At 37.2% G+C, this 18655-nt stretch carries 12 protein-coding genes; 10 read left to right on the top strand and 2 right to left on the bottom strand.

Annotation, left to right across the window (positions count from 1 at the left end; all coding sequences use genetic code 11):
- The first annotated feature begins 36 nt into the window (after positions 1 to 36).
- From EO244_RS02120 to lpdA, 9 genes are all read left to right on the top strand, one after another.
- A complete protein-coding gene (locus EO244_RS02120) occupies positions 37 to 3162 on the top strand; it encodes an ATP-binding cassette domain-containing protein (protein WP_129252458.1) in 3126 nt (1041 codons plus the stop codon).
- A 137-nt stretch (positions 3163 to 3299) separates the two neighbouring features.
- Positions 3300 to 4691: a C1 family peptidase gene (locus EO244_RS02125; protein WP_206734444.1), complete on the top strand. Its 1392-nt coding sequence runs from the start codon at positions 3300 to 3302 to the stop codon at positions 4689 to 4691.
- Between the two features lie 252 nt (positions 4692 to 4943).
- Complete coding sequence (locus EO244_RS02130; protein ID WP_129252459.1) at positions 4944 to 6047, top strand: pyridoxal phosphate-dependent aminotransferase; 1104 nt, start codon at positions 4944 to 4946, stop codon at positions 6045 to 6047.
- 48 nt (positions 6048 to 6095) lie between these two features.
- Positions 6096 to 7082 (top strand): lytic transglycosylase domain-containing protein, encoded by a 987-nt coding sequence (locus EO244_RS02135; protein WP_129252461.1) that lies wholly within the window; start codon positions 6096 to 6098, stop codon positions 7080 to 7082.
- An 88-nt stretch (positions 7083 to 7170) separates the two neighbouring features.
- Positions 7171 to 10020, top strand: coding sequence for an excinuclease ABC subunit UvrA (gene uvrA, locus EO244_RS02140; RefSeq protein ID WP_206734459.1), 2850 nt, complete (start codon positions 7171 to 7173; stop codon positions 10018 to 10020).
- A gap of 81 nt (positions 10021 to 10101) precedes the next feature.
- Positions 10102 to 10971, top strand: coding sequence for a metal ABC transporter solute-binding protein, Zn/Mn family (locus EO244_RS02145; protein WP_129252463.1), 870 nt, complete (start codon positions 10102 to 10104; stop codon positions 10969 to 10971).
- A 119-nt stretch (positions 10972 to 11090) separates the two neighbouring features.
- Positions 11091 to 11828 (top strand): metal ABC transporter ATP-binding protein, encoded by a 738-nt coding sequence (locus EO244_RS02150; RefSeq protein ID WP_129252465.1) that lies wholly within the window; start codon positions 11091 to 11093, stop codon positions 11826 to 11828.
- A gap of 28 nt (positions 11829 to 11856) precedes the next feature.
- Positions 11857 to 12693 carry a metal ABC transporter permease gene (locus EO244_RS02155; protein ID WP_206734445.1) on the top strand — a complete coding sequence of 279 codons (837 nt, stop codon included), beginning with the start codon at positions 11857 to 11859 and terminating at the stop codon, positions 12691 to 12693.
- 128 nt (positions 12694 to 12821) lie between these two features.
- A complete protein-coding gene (gene lpdA, locus EO244_RS02160) occupies positions 12822 to 14216 on the top strand; it encodes a dihydrolipoyl dehydrogenase (protein WP_129252467.1) in 1395 nt (464 codons plus the stop codon).
- A gap of 635 nt (positions 14217 to 14851) precedes the next feature.
- Here the strand turns inward: lpdA and EO244_RS02165 are convergent.
- On the bottom strand, positions 14852 to 15391 hold the full coding sequence (locus tag EO244_RS02165; protein ID WP_129252469.1) for a 5-formyltetrahydrofolate cyclo-ligase: 540 nt from the start codon (positions 15389 to 15391) through the stop codon (positions 14852 to 14854).
- Between the two features lie 211 nt (positions 15392 to 15602).
- Positions 15603 to 16601: a gliding motility lipoprotein GldB gene (gene gldB / locus EO244_RS02170; protein ID WP_129252470.1), complete on the bottom strand. Its 999-nt coding sequence runs from the start codon at positions 16599 to 16601 to the stop codon at positions 15603 to 15605.
- 269 nt (positions 16602 to 16870) lie between these two features.
- On the opposite strand from gldB, the gene EO244_RS02175 reads away from it, so the two are divergent.
- Positions 16871 to 18517, top strand: a complete 1647-nt coding sequence (locus EO244_RS02175; RefSeq protein WP_129252472.1) for an NAD+ synthase — start codon at positions 16871 to 16873, stop codon at positions 18515 to 18517.
- Positions 18518 to 18655 lie beyond the last annotated feature (138 nt).

Here is an 18655-nt window from a genome sequence, read left to right on the forward strand (position 1 = left end):
TGCTCTAAAATCTAATCTAAAAAAGTAACGCTTAAAATGGGAGAATCTATCTTAAATGCATTGATGCACCTTTTTGCCATAGTAGCCAATGCCAAAGAAGAAGGTGTTTCCACCAAAGGGAAAGATATCGTTGATAACTTCCTGAAGCGTTATGTGAGTGCACAAGATGAGGAAGAGTATATGAATTTATTCCTAAACTACTATGAATTTTACCATAGAGAAATGGAATATCAGGCTAGTGTACATGAAAAAACGGTCAATATAATTTCCTTGTCCGAGGCGGCCAATGTTTGTATCAAAATTCGATCCGAACTCATTCAGGAAGAACGCCTTATCGTCTTAATCCGTCTACTGGAATTTATCTACGAAGATGGAATTGTAAGTGAAGGCGAATTTGAGTTTATTAGTATTGTTGCCGAAAATTTCAAGATTAAACGAAATGAATTTCTGAATGCAATTGTCTTTATTATCGGAGAAGATTTTCTGGATGATTATGACAAAAGCAAGTTTCTGATTATTAACAATCAGATTACAGAATGGTCGGAGAATCTTTCATGGTTCATGAAAAAAGATCAGAAAACCAATCATGATCAGACCAAACATTTATACTGTGAAAATCTCTATGGAAAATTAATTAGTCTATATTTTCCATCTGCCAATCTTATCGTATTCCGATATTTGGGCGAATTAAATCTCTATCTTGAAGGAAACAAAATTGTAAAAGGTCAAAGCTACAGGTTAAAACATGGTTCAATCATTAAAGGACCCAACATCAATTCGATCTATTATTCCGATTTGGCCAGCATCTTCCTAAAAGAAGACAATCAGGAAAATATAGTTTTCACTGTGAAAGATGTCATCTTCCGATTTAGAAACTCGAACAATGGTATTCACAATTTCAATATATCCGAGAAAAGTGGACAGCTCATTGGAATCATGGGTGGTAGTGGCGTCGGAAAATCAACACTTTTAAATGTTCTTAATGGCAATCTTCCACTAAACAGAGGTGAGATTTTCATTAACGATTTTGAGATACACCGAAACAAATCAGCCATTCAGGGACTTATTGGTTTTGTGCCACAAGACGATCTTTTGATCGAAGAATTAACCGTATTACAGAACCTTTATTATAACGCCAAACTGTGTTTCAAAGACTATACTCAACGTCAAATTCTGAAAACCGTTCATAGCCTTCTACACGATTTGGCACTTTACGAAGCTCGGCATCTGAAGGTAGGTAACCCTCTGAATAAATTCATCAGTGGAGGCCAGCGTAAACGACTGAATATTGGTTTGGAACTGATGCGTGAACCGACGATTCTTTTAGTTGACGAACCCACTTCGGGATTGTCATCAACTGATTCTGAGATGATCATGAATTTGCTTAAACAGCAGACGCTTAAGGGGAAACTGGTTATAGCCAACATCCACCAACCCTCATCCGAGATTTTTAAGATGTTTGATAAACTCTGGATCATGGATAAGGGAGGTTATCCTATTTACACAGGAAACCCAATTGATTCCATCGTTTATTTTAAAACACAAAATTCTCAGGTTAACGCTTCTGAAAGTGAATGTGTAACTTGTGGGAACGTCAATCCGGAACAGATTCTTCAAATTGTAGAAACTCGTAAGATTGATGAAAACGGAAAACCTACACGCGAAAGGAGAACAAGTCCAAAACAATGGAACGAGAAGTACCGACAAAATATTGCAACACCTGTTGAACCAGTCAAATCAGAAAACAGCTTACCCAAAAGTGATTTTAAGATTCCTAATCAGTTTAAACAGTTCTTAATCTTTTGGATCAGAAACTTTCTTTCTAAACTGACCAATAAGCAATATTTGATCATCAATCTGTTTGAAGCTCCGCTTTTGGCTTTTATTTTAGGTTATTTCACCAAATACACCTCTGCTTCAGGTTATGTATTTGGCGACAATAAAAACTACCCTGTTTTTTTGTTTATGGCCGTTGTCGTTTCAATGTTTATTGGTCTAAGTGTGAGTGCCGAAGAAATCATTCGCGACAAGAAAATCCTGCAGAGAGAAAAATTTCTAAACTTATCCAGAAATGCCTATCTCTTTTCAAAAATTACATTCCTTTTTCTTCTCTCAGCCATACAAACCATCAGTTTTGTTCTGTTGGGAAACTACGTCCTCGAGGTTCAGGGTATGACTCTCACTTTTTGGCTTGTTTTATTTACAACATCCTGTTTTTCAAATATGGTAGGACTGAATATCTCTTCAGGCCTAAATTCTGTTATTACGATATATATTCTTATCCCTCTGATTCTGGTGCCTCAGTTGCTTTTAGGGGGTGCTATGATTAAATTCGATGATTTACACAGTGGTATCACCAATAAGGTATATGTTCCAATTATTGGGGATTTGATGACAACCCGATGGGCTTACGAAGCCATGGCAGTCACTCAGTTTAAGGATAATCAATTTGAAAAACATTTCTTTGATTTTGAAAAAGGCATGAGTGATGCTGCTTTCAAAAGCTCATTTCTGATCCCCAAAATTGAATCAATTTTAATTGAGTGTGAAAGAAATATCGAATTCGATAAAAATTCAAAGGAAACTAAAAAACATTTCCAACTGCTCAGACACGAAATATCTCAATTATCCGAAGAGGCTGGCTTCGACGCATTTTCAAGTTTGCATAAGCTGAACATTGAGGATTTCAATCTGGATATACTTGAAAAAACGAAACAATATCTTGATGGTATTAAGCTTCATTTCATAGGACTTAACAGTGAATCGAGTTACAAAAAAGATTTCCAATATTCACATCTTGTAGACTCGTTAGGACGAAACGGGGTTTACGATTTCAAACAAAGATTTTACAATCAAGCTTTAGCCGATTTGGTTTTAAACAGAACCGAAGTCAATAAAATGATTGAAGTTGATGAAAGTCTCGTTCAAAAGAAAGACCCAATTTTCATGTATCCGGATTCACGATTTGGACGAGCTCATTTTTATGCACCCGTTAAAAGAATTGGAAACTTTTATATTGACACCTATTGGTTTAATCTCCTTGTTATTTGGATTGGGACTGTCCTTCTTTTCCTCACTCTTTGGGCTGATTTACTTAGAAAACTGGTTGACTTTTTCGAAAGTTTCAGGTTGGTACAAAAAGAAAAAAAGATTAAGCCGTAAAACTAAACCGTATTTTTATCAAAAACGAAAAAGCATTTACAATTACTGTTCTCAAATAGGAAATCAATGTAGCCTAAAATCCCATACTTTTCTTATGTTTGTGCTCATTAGTAATGACAAACTAAAAAACACAACACATGAATTTTAAATTTTTAATGCTTCCTGTTTTAGCTTTTGCTTTTGCAGGTTCGGGTATGGCACAAACACAAGGTGCTATCGACAGCAAAACGCTTAACGAAATACGTAGCAGTTTCAATCCTGATGCTTCAACTCAAGCTTTGCAAAATGCAATAACAAACTGTAAGAGTATTCGTGATCTGGCACTTAATCGTTCAAAAATTGGTAAAACAGACCATTTCTTTAAATACAGAGTAGACGTTAAAGGTATCACCGACCAAAAAAGTTCTGGTCGTTGCTGGATGTTTACATCAATGAATACCATTCGCCCAAATGTTATTAAAGATCTTAATCTAAGCTCATTTGACTTTTCGCATAACTACAACTATTTCTGGGATCTCTTCGAAAAATCGAACTTGTTCTTAGAAAATATTATCGCCACTGCCGATAAGGATATGGGGGATCGTGAAGTTGTTCAATACTTCAAAAGCCCTGTTGACGATGGTGGTGTTTGGAATTCTTTTTTCAATGTAGCTAAAAAATATGGCGTTGTTCCAACTGAAATTATGCCTGAAACAACAATTTCCAATAACACAGGTCAATTAAACCGTATCCTAAAAGAAAAACTAAGAGGCGAAGCCTACAAAATTCGTCAATTAGCAGTAAAAAAAGGAAACTCTAAAAAAGTTCAGGCTGCTAAAGTCGAGGTTCTAAAAGACGTTTATCGAATTTTAGCTCTTTCTCTAGGTCAACCTCCGGTAGATTTCACCTGGAGATATAAAGATGCAGATGGAAAAGTAAGTGAGGCTAAAAAATACACACCTCTTGAGTTTATGAATTTGGTAGCACCAGATTTCGCTAAAAACGAAATGGTAATGATTATGAACGATCCAACTCGTGAATACTATAAAGTTTACGAAATTAAGAACTACCGTAATCTTACTGAAGGTGTAAACTGGACATACCTAAACTTGCCAAATGATGATATCAAAGCATTTGCAATGGCTTCTATCAAAAACAATCAGGCTATGTATGCTTCATGTGATGTGGGAAAACAGCATAATCGCAATGCAGGTGTGATGGATATGAATACTTACGATTACTCATCTTTATTCGGAGTTAAATTCGATATGGATAAAAAAGCGCGTGTCCTGACACGTCAATCGGGTTCATCGCATGCAATGACTCTTGTAGGCGTTGATGTTGATGAAAACGAAGTACCTGTAAAATGGGAATTCGAAAACTCATGGGGAACAAGCTCAGGTCACAATGGCTACATCAGTTTTACTGATGAATGGTTTAGTGAATACATGTTCCGTGTGGTTATCAACAAAAAATACTTGAACGAAAAGGCAATCAAAGCTCTTGACAGCAAGCCTATTCAACTACCAGTATGGGATTACATGTTCTAATAAAATGATTTGATCGTTCGTATTAGAATCACAACATACAATTTATCCTGCGCCTCAAAACAATGTTTTGGGGCGCTTTTCGTTCTAAACCTATAGAGGATTAACTCATCAAAAACAAAGATCAGAACATCAAATTATTCATTTTGATTGACTAAAATACCTAGGATCTCATGATCAGACTCACAGATATTCTTATCTTTGAATAAATCTAAATAAGCCTTAAAAAGAGAACCTATATACACAAATAAAATCATGCAAATACGTAAGAGCGGAGCAAAATATTCGGCCATAGTTGGCATTGGAGAGAAGATTAAAACGAAGAGTATTGAGACAGGGAAAGAATATTTACTACTCAACCGTGGTGTAAATGCCGTTTGCAATATCGATTTAAAGTCTGTTGTTGAAGATATGGACTTTAATAGCACAGACATGCAGGTTTATCCACCTGCTCAGGGCCGATTGGAATTGCGTGAAGCAATCAATCAGCACTATTTTAACAACAAAAGCCAGCTTTCGAATATCAACATTAGCGGTGGAGGCATGTCAGCTCTCGATCTCACTTTCCAGACACTTCAGCTTGATCAAATCCTCTTACCCGAGTATTATTGGGGCTCTTACTTTCAAGTAATGACTATTCGCGACATACAGGCTGGAAGTTATAGCGATTTTAACGACTTAGAAAATCGCTTAACCCAAATTAAAAATTCCGCCGTCATTATCTGCGATCCCAACAATCCAATTGGGAATAAAATTGATGATTCTGAGCTGATTCGAATCATCAAAATTCTTAATGATAATGGAACAACTGTTATTATCGATTGTCCTTACCGAAGAATTTTCTGTGATCAGGAAGACAAATTCTATCAGGAATTACTCGCCTTTAAAAATGTCATTATTGTTGAGAGTTTTAGTAAATCTTTAGGTCTGAGTGGTCAGCGATTAGGTTTTATTCATTCTATAAATCCGGAATTTAATACTGAACTTGGCATTCGTTTAATGTACGCAACGAATGGAATCAATGCCTTTTCACAACTATTGGTCGCTAGTTTATTAACATCCGAAAAAGGTAAACTGGCTAGCAACAATTTTAAAAAAATCACGGTTGACGGCATTCGTCAGAATATTGATTATTTAAAAGAAAAAGGACTCCTCGCATCTGAATTTTATACCGAAAACGAGGCAATTGGCATCTTTGTCATTCTAAACAAATCAGAAGAAGAACTCTTAGAAAAAAGAATTGGATCGGTATCTCTAAGTTATTTTACGAGGTGCAATAAGGAAAAGGCTGCCCAATACGCCCGAATTTGCGTATCGGTAGATCCTGATAAATTCAAACAGTATTTCGATCAATTCTAAAAAAAATTACAAGCCGATTTGTTGACAAGCACGCTAAAAAAACAACCCATGTTCAAAAATAGTATCACCAAAAATATTTTACTTACTCTGGCCCTGATTGTCTGTGGCTATATCGTTGCTCAGTTGTTTAATTATTCTATATTATCAAACCAAGATAACGAACACAATGGTACAGAGTATATGGATAAATACAATGTCTATGCCATCCAGATTCCCAGTCAACTTCAGTTTGCTGAGGAAGACATTCCTCTTGAACGTTGGGATGTAAAAGAATCTCTTGATAGAGAATTACTCATAAATACCTATTGGCAATCGCAAACCTTGCTCTTTTTTAAACGAGCTAATCGCTATTTTCCAATTATCGAACCTATTCTTAAACAAGAAAATGTTCCGGACGATTTCAAATATTTAGCCTTAATAGAAAGTGGTTTGGTGCCTACGGTTGTATCTCCTGCTGGTGCAGTAGGTGTTTGGCAATTTATGGTGCCTACCGCAAAAGACTATAATCTGGAAATAAATAAAGAAATTGACGAACGTTACAATGTTGAAAAATCGACCTATGCTGCTTGTAAGTATTTGAAAGATTCTTACGCAAAATTCGGTTCATGGTCTTTGGTTGCTGCCTCCTATAATGCGGGTCGCACTCACATATTAACACAAATGAAACTTCAGGATGCAGGGAGTTATTACGATTTATTGCTTGGTGAAGAATCTGCACGTTATCTGTTCCGGATTGTAGCTGCAAAACTCATTATGGAAAATCCGCAGAATTTTGGCTTCAAGTTTCGCGACTGTGACCTATACCCTAATATTCCAACTCGCAAGCTTAAAATCAAAACCGGCATTAAAGATTTTGCTCTCTTTGCTAAAGAAAACGGGGTCAATTACAAAATTTTAAAATTCTTTAATCCCTGGCTTAGAAAGTCCTATCTCACAAATAAATATAAAAAAGAGTACGAAATTACACTTCCTGCCAAAGGATATATTAATTTTGCATTTTCTGAATACAAAGCGTCTCAAGAAAAAAAAGAATAGAGAACTGGCTTATGAGACTAAATAATGCTTAACAAGCCTTCAGAAAATTGAGAGTATAAAAGCACAAGGAGATTGTAGATTGAAAGATATAGCTAAACAAACCGTTTCAAATGAAATCCTGGAAACTGAGAACATCGATGTTCTGGGTGCCCGAGTTCATAATCTTAAAAATATAGATGTTAGCATTCCACGTAACCAATTGTCGGTAATTACCGGCTTAAGTGGTAGTGGAAAATCATCATTGGCTTTCGATACAATTTATGCCGAAGGCCAACGTCGCTACATCGAAACGTTCTCTGCATATGCACGTCAATTCCTTGGAGGGATGGAACGCCCCGATGTGGATAAAATCACAGGGCTGAGTCCGGTAATTGCCATAGAGCAAAAAACAACGAACAAAAACCCACGATCAACAGTCGGTACTATTACGGAGCTTTACGACTTTCTTCGATTACTTTTTGCCAGAGCCAGTGTCGCCTATTCGTATGAGACAGGCGAAAAAATGGTGAAGTATACCGATGAGCAAATCATCGACCTGATCTACAATAAATTCAACGAAAAGCGTATTTATATACTAGCCCCGGTTGTTAAGGGACGAAAAGGTCACTACAAAGAACTGTTCGAACAAATTAGAAAGAAAGGCTTTCTCTACGCTCGTGTCGATGGCGAAATTGTGGAACTCCTTCATGGATTTAAGGTAGATCGCTATAAAAGCCACACCATTGAAATTCTTATCGACAAATTAGTCGTGGATGAAGTTGGAGACAAACGTCTGAAAGAATCAATTCAGACGGCTATGAAACATGGCAAAGGCATCACCATGATTATGGACAAGGATAGTGGAGAGGTAAAATATTACAGTCGCTTGCTGATGTGTCCAAGCACAGGGCTTTCCTACAACACGCCTGCACCACACAGTTTTTCTTTTAATTCACCACATGGAGCTTGCCCAAAATGTAAAGGACTGGGACAAATTAGTGCCATCGATATTGAAAAAATTATTCCCGATGACAGTATCAGTATCCACTCAGGAGGTATTGTTCCATTAGGGAAATATAAGAATAGCCTGATATTTTGGCAAATTGAAGCCATTGCCCGCAAGTACAATTTCGATTTAAAAACTGCAATCAAAGATATTCCGGAAGAAGCTTTAAGCATTATTCTGGATGGTTCGAGCGAAACTTTCAAACTTGAGAATACACCTTTAGGAAGTTCTTCAAACTACTTTTTAAGTTTTGACGGGGTTCTGAAATATATCTCAAATCAGGAAAACAGCACCACTTCGAAAAAAGCAAAAAAGTGGGCCGAACAATTCATAAAGACGACACTTTGTCCAACTTGTGAAGGGCAGCGTTTAAAAAAAGAATCGCTTTATTTCAGAATACACGATAAAAATATTACAGATCTAGCTCAAATGGATCTTAGTCTTTTAAGCGAATGGTTTTCAGAAGTAGAAGCCCACTTAAGCGACAAACAACTAAAGATAGCAACTGAGGTTTTAAAAGAAATCCGCGATCGACTGGAATTCCTTCTTGATGTCGGCTTGGAGTATTTATCATTAAACAGAAGTTCGGTAAGCCTTTCAGGTGGCGAATCACAACGTATCCGACTGGCAACACAAATCGGTTCGCAACTGGTTAATGTCCTTTATATACTCGATGAACCCAGTATTGGTTTACACCAAAGAGACAATCAAAAATTGATTCATTCCCTACGCCAACTTCGCGATTCGGGTAATTCGGTTGTCGTTGTTGAGCACGATAAGGATATGATTCAATCCGCTGACTACGTTGTGGATATGGGGCCATTTGCCGGAAAACATGGAGGAGAAGTTGTTTTTGCAGGGACTCCGGATAAAATGCTTAAGGGGAATAGCCTAACCTCGCAATACATCAACGGGGAAAAAGAAATTCAAGTTCCGGCTGAGCGTAGGAAAGGAAATGGTAAAACCATTGAATTGACGGGTTGTAAAGGAAACAACTTAAAAAATGTGGATATTAGTTTTCCTCTTGGGCAATTCATTTGCGTTACCGGCGTTTCGGGAAGCGGCAAATCAAGTTTGATTAATGGCACACTGCAACCTATCCTTTCTCAACATTTTTACCGATCAGTTAAAGATCCTTTAAGCTACGATAAGCTTACAGGTATAGAGCATATCGACAAAGTTGTGGAGGTGAATCAAGCACCATTGGGGAAAACCCCACGTTCAAACCCGGCAACCTACACCAATGTTTTTGGTGATATCCGTAAACTTTTCGAAAAACTACCTGAATCCCTAATCCGGGGCTATAAGGCAGGTCGATTTTCGTTTAACGTGAAAGGTGGACGTTGCGAAACCTGCCAGGGAGCAGGCGTTCGTGCCATCGAAATGAATTTTCTTCCTGATGTTTACGTGCATTGCGATGAATGTAACGGGAAACGCTACAATCGCGAAACCCTTGAGGTCAGATATAAGGGAAAATCAATTGGCGATGTCTTGGATATGACCATCAATCAGGCTGTTAAATTTTTCGAAAATATTCCAAGCATTCTGCCTAAACTAAAAGTTTTGCAGGACGTTGGTTTGGGGTATATCACACTGGGACAACCCTCAACTACCCTATCCGGTGGTGAATCTCAGCGCGTTAAACTGGCCACTGAACTTGCCAAACGCGATACAGGTCAAACCCTTTATATTCTGGATGAACCCACAACGGGTTTACATTTTGAAGATATCCGCGTATTGCTTGAAGTCCTTGATCGTCTGGTAAACAAAGGCAATACGGTAATCGTCATTGAGCACAACATGGATGTAATTAAGGTAGCAGATCATATTATTGATATTGGACCTGAAGGTGGTCGAAATGGAGGCCGGATTTTGTATTCAGGAACTCCGGAAGAGCTTGTGAAATGTAAAGAATCCTTCACAGCAAAATTTCTTAAGGAAGAGTTGCTTTAATTGGGTTCTGAGATTGCTAATTGAGTAAAATATTTTACATTTGTTATTTGAAACTATTCTAAATTAAAGAATCAAAATCAAATGAATAAAATCACTCTACTAATACTATGCCTGGGAATTTCGTTGGGATTTCAAGCATGTAATTCGAAACAAAACAAAGTTGATAATAAACTGATTTCGGTCAGTATTCTACCTCAAAAATACTTTATCGAACGTATTGCCGGTAATGATTTTAAAGTGAACGTGCTTATTCCACCAGGGGCAAGCCCAGCCAGCTACGAGCCAACGCCAAGACAGATGCAGGAAATGTCTCAATCATCCTTGTATCTAAAAATCGGTCATATCCCATTCGAAAAAGCTTGGTTAGGAAAACTGTTGAATGGCAAATCTAAAATCAAAAGCATCGATATTTCTGAAGGAATTGAATTTATTAAGGGGCCCGAATTTCGTCATGGCGATCATGTTCACGAAGGAGGAATCGATCCGCATGTTTGGTCATCACCTAAAACGGCAAAACAATTGGTTGCCAACACATTTAAGGTTTTAGTTGAATTGGCACCTGAAAAAAAACAGGAATACACGATGAATTATATGAAGTTGATGACGGATATCAACATCATGGATAAAGGTGCAGAAGCTATTTTTGACCAAATGCCCTCAAAAGCATTCATGATTTATCATCCGGCACTTTCATATATTGCCCGTGACTATGGTTTGACTCAAATATCAATTGAACACGATGGTAAAGCCCCATCGCCGGCTCATATGAAAGAGATGCTTGATCTTGCTAAGAAGAATAATATCAAAATCGTCTTCCTGCAGAAACAATTTAATATTGAAAATGCAAAAACCATAGCGGCAGAAATTGATGCCGAATTGATTCAAATAGATCCTTTAAGTGAAAATTGGTTAACCGAAATGAATCGAATATTAAGCTATCTAAAACGATAATTAGCTTCGTATTGATTCGTAAAAACACTTGTTTAAATCCAAAATCATATTTTCTGAGAATTACTTCGTATTTTGTATAAACTCAGAATATTAGTTGATCTCAAAATAACAAGACTAAAATGACCAAACTACTTGAATTGAAGTCCGTTTATGCTGGTTACGACAACAAAATCGTTTTAAGGGATGTTGATCTCATTGTTAAGAAAAATGATTTCATAGGTATTATTGGCCCCAATGGTGGTGGAAAAACAACCCTGCTAAAGGTGATATTAGGCTTGATAAAACCCATTGAAGGAAGCATAAAATTCAATAACATCGATGACAATCTGATTGGTTATCTGCCACAGATTAATACCATCGATCGAAAATTTCCAATTTCTGTCCGCGAAGTCATTTTATCGGGACTAATGTCACACAAAAAGTTATTTGGCAGATATCAATCCGAAGATAAAAGGAAAGCAAAAGAATTAATGGAGCAAATGGGTATTCTTCATCTTAAGAATAAGAATATCGGAGAGCTTTCCGGGGGTCAGTTACAACGGGTATTTCTTTGTCGGGCCATCATCTCCAATCCTCAAATCCTCATTCTTGATGAACCTGACACCTATGTCGACAGCCATTTTGAGATGGAATTGTACGGGGTGTTAGATAAGCTTAACGAACACATGGCCATCATTCTGGTTTCCCATGATATCGGAACCATAAGTTCACATGTTAAAACCATTGCATGTGTCAACGGAAGTTTGTGTTATCACGATTCAAACATTATCAACCAGGAACAACTCAAAACATACAACTGTCCCATCGATTTAATTACCCATGGCGATGTCCCTCATCGCGTTTTGAAAAAACATTAAATCACAGACCAACTGAAATCAAAGATTCATGAACGAAATCATTGACATTTTAAGCTATAATTTCTTCCAAAATGCCATTGGTGCAGCTATTCTGGCCAGCATCTCCTGTGGAATTATTGGAACATATATCGTTGCCCGACGCATTGTATTCATCAGTGGAGGAATCACTCATGCCTCATTTGGAGGCATTGGCATTGCCTGGTTTCTTGGACTCAATCCCATACTGGGAGCGGCCATCTTTGGTGTTTTTTCGGCATTGGGAATCGAGTGGGTTTCGAAGAAAACAGATGTGCGACAGGACTCTGTCATAGGTATCCTTTGGGCATTGGGAATGGCATTGGGAATTATTTTTATTTATATGACCCCGGGTTATGCCCCAAATCTCATGAGTTTCTTATTTGGTAGTATTCTAACGGTATCGAGTCTCGACCTGTACCTGCTTTCAGCCTTAAGTGTTCTAACCATTTCTGTTTTTGCCCTAATGATGCGCCCTATTGTTTATGTGGCCTTTGACGAGACCTATGCACAAACACATAAAGCACCCGTTCAATTTCTCAACTACCTGATGATTGCCCTGGTCGCTTTAGCCATTGTTTTAAACATCAAAGTGGTGGGAATCATACTGGTCATTTCATTTTTAACCATTCCACAAACCATTGCCAATATGTTTACGCAAGATTTTGGTAAAATGATTATCGGAGCAATAACTTTTGGCATAATTGGCTCACTTTTAGGTTTGTTTATGGCTTACAAACTTAATGTCCCATCGGGTGCTACCATTATATTCTCATTCGTCATTTTGTTTATCATTGCAAAAATAGTTCAATTAAGTCTTTTAAAACTAAGTAGAAAAGTAGACGAATAGGCGTTATTTAGAATTAGAATTAATAAATTAGCATCGAATTTAAAAAAGATCGGGATTCTATAATTACAGAATCATAAACAGATCGAAAAACGTAATATGTATTAATAAACTAAACAACAATAATAAAAATGACTTACGATTTAATAGTAGTAGGAAGTGGACCCGGAGGCTATGTAGCCGCCATCAGAGGTGCACAATTGGGTATGAACGTTGCCGTAGTTGAACGTGCCGAACTTGGTGGTATCTGTTTAAACTGGGGATGTATCCCAACCAAATCATTATTAAAATCAGCTCAGGTATTCGATTATATGAAGCATTCTGCTGATTATGGTATCGCTGTAGAAGGTGAAATCAAGCCTGATTTTGAAAAAATTGTGGCTCGTAGCCGTGGCGTTGCCGACAAAATGAGTGCAGGTATTCAATATTTATTGAAAAAGAACAAGGTTACTGTTATCAATGGTTTTGGTAAACTAACTGCTGATAAGAAACTGGAAGTTTTGGCTGAAGATGGTAGCAAAACCAACTACGAAGCGAAACATATCATTTTAGCAACAGGTGCTCGCTCCCGCGAATTACCAAACTTGCCTCAGGATGGTAAAACTATTATTGGTTATCGTAAAGCTCTAACTCTTGAGAAATTACCTAAATCGATGATTGTTGTTGGTTCTGGTGCAATTGGATCTGAGTTTGCTTACTTCTACTCAAGCCTTGGAACTCAGGTTACTTTGGTTGAGTTTATGCCAAACATTCTTCCTATTGAGGACGAAGAAGTTTCAAAACAAATGGGACGTTCGTTCAAAAAGAATAAAATTAAGGTGATGGTTAACTCATCGGTTGAGTCTGTTGAAGGAACCGAAGGAGATCTAAAAGTAAACATCAAAAATAAAAAAGGTGAGATCGAAGTTCACGAGTGTGAAATCGTTCTTTCAGCTGTAGGTATTACACCTAATACTGAAAATATTGGTCTTGAAGAGGCTGGTGTTGCAACCGAAAACGGACGTGTAGTTGTTGACGAGTATTTCCGTACAAATGTTGAGGGCGTTTATGCGATTGGTGATATCGTAGCAGGCCCTGCATTAGCTCACGTGGCTTCTGCTGAAGGTATCTGTTGTGTAGAGAAAATCGCAGGTATGCATGTTGAGCCTATCGACTACACGACTATCCCTGGTTGTACATACACCACTCCCGAAGTTGCTTCAATGGGATTGACTGAAAAGGCTGCACAGGAAGCTGGTCACGAAATTAAAGTGGGTAAATTCCCATTCTCTGCTTCAGGTAAAGCAAGTGCTGCCGGTGCCAACGAAGGTTTTGTAAAATTGATTTTCGATGCGAAATATGGTGAGCTTTTAGGAGCCCATATGGTGGGTGCTAATGTCACCGAGATGATTGCTGAATTAGTCGTAGCCCGTAAACTTGAAACCACAGGTCACGAGTTAATCAAAGCTATCCATCCTCATCCAACCATGAGTGAAGCGATAATGGAAGCAGCTGCTGCTGCCTATGATGAAGTGATTCATATTTAAACATTATATCATATAACAAAAAGAGGCCGTCTCAAACTTAGATTTGAGACGGCCTCTTGATTTATGCAAACAAATTCTATTAGAAGAGTAAACCAAACCAGATAAATCCAGCTTTCGTATTTATAACTGACAATGCCAAAGTTATTATGTCGTTTTATATTACGTCATGCCAGAATTTATCGTCCTATGTTCATTATTATTATCTCATGTCGTTTTTTTCATGACCATGTTATTATTATTCTTTCCATGTTGATATTTTGCCCGTCATGTTAATTATTTGGGCTCCATGTTCAACATGACGAGTAAAAAACCAACATGATGCTAATTTTTCCGACATGGTAAGGTAAAAACTAACATGAGACCCTATTTAGCAACATGACAACGTATATTAATAAAAACTCTCACGATGTTTAGACATACAAGAAATTGAAAGAGATATATTAAGTCAATTATCTCACTTAGACTAGTCATAATTAGCCTGAAAAGAATTTAAACCCATAATATTTTAAAAATATGATAATGCCTGTATAAGAGACATTATCAATAATTTTAAATTCTTCAGCTTCGAAAAAATATAGGTTGACTCTTTCAAGCAAAATTGGAGATTGAAGTCTCCATATTGGCTTATTTTAAAGCTATTCCGAAACAATCCAATCCATCTTAATATCGTGCTCATCGGTAGGAACCGACTGCAAAAGCTGGAAATCAAAACAAACCCCCAGTTTATAGGCATTAAGACTCGAAAGCAGTTTGTCGTAATAGGCTTTCCCTCTTCCCATACGGTTGTTATCCACATCGAAAGCGACCCCTGGAACCAAAATCAAATCAATTTCAGTATAATCCAAAAAGAGTTCGCCTGAGGGTTCAGGAATACCAAAGTTCTCACCCGCAACTAAATCTTCTTCACCTCTAAACACTCGCAAATCGAGATCGTTACCATTCACGCAAGGCAATATCACACGCTTGCTCGCTGCCCACTTCACTACAAAATCAGAGGTTTGAACCTCATCCTCCATAGCCCAATAAAGCATCACTGTTTTGGCAGCAATAAATTCGGGTAATTGCTCAACTTTATCCAAAATAAGCTTCGATCGGCGAATTTTATCTTCCAGGCTTATCGCATTTTTTAGTTGACGAATCTCACGACGGATCCGTTTTTTTTCTTCATCTATCATTTCAAAAAATAACTCTTCTTAATTTTAAGTAATACTTAAAATATAATGACGCATAGGTTTCAATTACTGTCCACAAATTTCACAGATTTTCTCAAATTAAAGTGAGCAATAACAGTTTACTGTAAAAGACTAGCACCAAAAATAATTTGTGATAATTTGAGAAATTTGTGGCTTAATTTCTGGTATCTAAAATACCACAAGTAAACTACAATCAAGGCTGATAAGCCGACTCCCTGAGTATGGCTGCATAATCATTATTCGCCATCAAATCCTGTAAACTTATTTCGAGATGCTTGGTCATATACGACTTCACAATCTGCAATCCAATCCATGTTCCAATACGTCCGGGAGATTCTTGTGGCATACCCGTGGTAAACGGCGCATCGTGAATGTAATTACGAAGCATACTGCTTTCTGTGCTAAACAAGTGCTTTTGTTCAATCAGGAAGGCCCAAACCAGAGTTTCATTATTCACACACCATTGCAAATCCTCAGGACTATACTTCATAATATCATACTCTGCCTTTTCAGGCATTAAAGCCTGCAAGAAATACAAAATTTTGCCCTGATAAATCATCTGCTCCATCAGATTCTGAGCCTTGGCCTTAAAAGGAAATTCAGTCAAACCATAAGCCAACAAAATATCCTGAGCAATCCGATCGGGCGACATGTTTTCACGCAAATAAACGGGTCGACTCAAAAAAGCATAAAAATCACAATCTTTCCCTAAATACTTATCCAGACTCACCCCAATCAGCCCTTCATCTACAACAATAGATTGGTTAAAACCCGAAAGCTGTGAAAAAAGTTTAGGTATCGTTTTATTGGGATAATAGTATTTTAGATGCTTGAAACCTTCAGTCAATTCTTTCTCCTGAGAATCAAGATTGGGAAAAACAGAATCAATTCTGTCAGCCACAAGATTCATAGTTGAGTCGTTGAGAAACTTGTTCAGATATAAGGGGAAATTTGGATCTTCAAGCTGGCCCAAACCAATAACCTTCTCAGAATAAAGTTTTAGCACTTTAGGATATTTCTCTTTCAGTTCATTGAATGATCCATCCTTTTTTAAGGCAAACAAGTCCTTTTCAAATCGATCAATTTTTATATCTAATTCGATATTAGACACATCAACTTTCAGTTTATTCGATTGGCAAGCAACAAAAACACAGGCCAATCCTAAAAGCATGCACAATGCTAATCTTCTCATTTTATTTCAATTAAATTTATGTCTGAACTTATAAACAAGCAAAGCCATTGCGACTTATATAAAAGAATATGTTTTGTCTTATTGGAAAATAAGTTCCATTCAAAATTACCAAAATACAGGAGGCTTCAAAGTTAAAAACCCATATTTCTGGCTCTAAAATTTGTCTATTCATTAGGGCATTGAGCTTTAAAAGATTAATGATTTATCATTAACTTTGCCCATCACCCAACAAGGGGATTAAATCAAATTATCGTACAAATCATACAGAAATGAAGATTGTTTTAGCACAACTTAACTATCATATAGGAAATTTCGAACTTAATACGGATAAAATCATTACGGCTATCAATAAAGCCAAGACTGAGAAGGCAGATCTTGTCGTTTTTTCTGAGCTGGCAATTTGTGGATACCCGCCTAAAGATTTATTGGAACGAAAAGATTTTATTGAAAAAACACAGGTTGCCATGAATCAGGTAGCCACTCATTGTACCGATATTGCAGCCATTGTTGGTGGCCCTTCAATCAATCCTCATACCAAGGGTAAAAAATTATACAATTCGGCCTTTTTCATCACTGATGGAAAAATTCAAAGTATACACAACAAAACCCTTTTACCCACTTACGATATTTTTGATGAATACCGCTACTTCGAGCCAAATACCGAGTACCGTTTGGTTAAATACAAAGGGAAGAAAATAGCCATAACGATCTGTGAAGATTTATGGGAGCAACAGCCCGTTGACAATAATTTTGCAAAAGAAGCTCTGTATACCATCTCACCTATGGAACAGTTAAGCCCTCTTAAACCTGATTTTGTTGTCAATATTGCAGCGTCTCCTTTTTCACACAATCAACGACACATTCGAACCGAAATTCTTCATTCGGTCTCAAAAAAATACCAATTGCCTCTCATCTATGTAAATCAGATAGGTGCCAATACCGAGTTAATTTTCGATGGTGATTCCATGGTGATTAACTCAAAAGGAGATGTGGCTTGTCGACTCAACTATTTTCAGGAAGATTATGCCCTTATCAATCTCGATGAAATTGAAAACTTAAAAGTTGAAGAAAAAGAGATCGATTATATCGAAAAAATACACGATGCTCTGGTTTTAGGATTGAAAGACTATTTTCAGAAAATGGGATTCAAAAAGGCAACACTGGGCTTATCAGGAGGAATTGATTCAGCCGTAACAGTTGTCTTAGCCGAAAGAGCCCTTGGAAAAGAAAATGTTCGTGTTTTACTCATGCCTTCTGAATTTTCTTCGGATCATTCGGTAAAAGATGCTATCGATTTGGCCAACAACCTGGGTATCCAGTACGAAATTGTTCCTATTCAGGATATTTTTAAATCATTTGAAACCAGCCTTGCTCCTATTTTTGGCGACTTGCCTTTTAATGTTGCAGAAGAAAATATCCAGGCACGAATCAGAGGAACCCTGATGATGGGCCTATCCAATAAATTTGGCCATATCCTTCTCAACACCTCCAATAAAAGTGAATCCGCAGTTGGCTACGGCACACTTTATGGCGATATGAACGGCGGGCTTGCCGTATTGGGCGATGTATACAAAACCGATGTCTTTAAACTGGCCTACTTTATGAATAAGGACAAAGAAGTCATCCCTCTTAATAGTATCGTTAAACCACCTTCAGCTGAATTACGACCTGACCAAAAAGACTCAGATTCCTTACCAGACTACGACATTCTGGATAAAATTCTTTTTTTATATATCGAAAAGAATATGCCCGTAAATGAAATCATCGAACAAGGTTTTGTTAAAGAGGTGGTTGATAAGATTATTCGTCTTGTGAATATGAATGAGTACAAAAGATTTCAAACAGCACCTGTTTTACGCGTTTCATCAAAGGCTTTTGGCTATGGCAGGAAGATTCCTTTGGTTGCAAAACATTAAGAACTAATCAAAACGCCTGAATGTCTGATAATTATACAACATAAAATGATTGAAGATTAATTTCTTTATTCCTTTTGCCATTTAATTTGATTTTCATACATTTGGAATGTTTTATAACATATCCGATTTCTAAAATTC

Origin of the sequence: Ancylomarina salipaludis, assembly GCF_004122035.1 — a bacterium.
Lineage (GTDB): Bacteria > Bacteroidota > Bacteroidia > Bacteroidales > Marinifilaceae > Ancylomarina > Ancylomarina salipaludis.

Coding starts and splice junctions, on each gene's coding strand:
- EO244_RS02120 (WP_129252458.1), top strand. CDS start 37: ATGGGAGAATCTATCTTAAATGCATTGATGCACCTTTTTGCCATAGTA.
- EO244_RS02125 (WP_206734444.1), top strand. CDS start 3,300: ATGAATTTTAAATTTTTAATGCTTCCTGTTTTAGCTTTTGCTTTTGCA.
- EO244_RS02130 (WP_129252459.1), top strand. CDS start 4,944: ATGCAAATACGTAAGAGCGGAGCAAAATATTCGGCCATAGTTGGCATT.
- EO244_RS02135 (WP_129252461.1), top strand. CDS start 6,096: ATGTTCAAAAATAGTATCACCAAAAATATTTTACTTACTCTGGCCCTG.
- EO244_RS02145 (WP_129252463.1), top strand. CDS start 10,102: ATGAATAAAATCACTCTACTAATACTATGCCTGGGAATTTCGTTGGGA.
- EO244_RS02150 (WP_129252465.1), top strand. CDS start 11,091: ATGACCAAACTACTTGAATTGAAGTCCGTTTATGCTGGTTACGACAAC.
- EO244_RS02155 (WP_206734445.1), top strand. CDS start 11,857: ATGAACGAAATCATTGACATTTTAAGCTATAATTTCTTCCAAAATGCC.
- lpdA (WP_129252467.1), top strand. CDS start 12,822: ATGACTTACGATTTAATAGTAGTAGGAAGTGGACCCGGAGGCTATGTA.
- EO244_RS02165 (WP_129252469.1), bottom strand. CDS start 15,391: ATGATAGATGAAGAAAAAAAACGGATCCGTCGTGAGATTCGTCAACTA.
- gldB (WP_129252470.1), bottom strand. CDS start 16,601: ATGAGAAGATTAGCATTGTGCATGCTTTTAGGATTGGCCTGTGTTTTT.
- EO244_RS02175 (WP_129252472.1), top strand. CDS start 16,871: ATGAAGATTGTTTTAGCACAACTTAACTATCATATAGGAAATTTCGAA.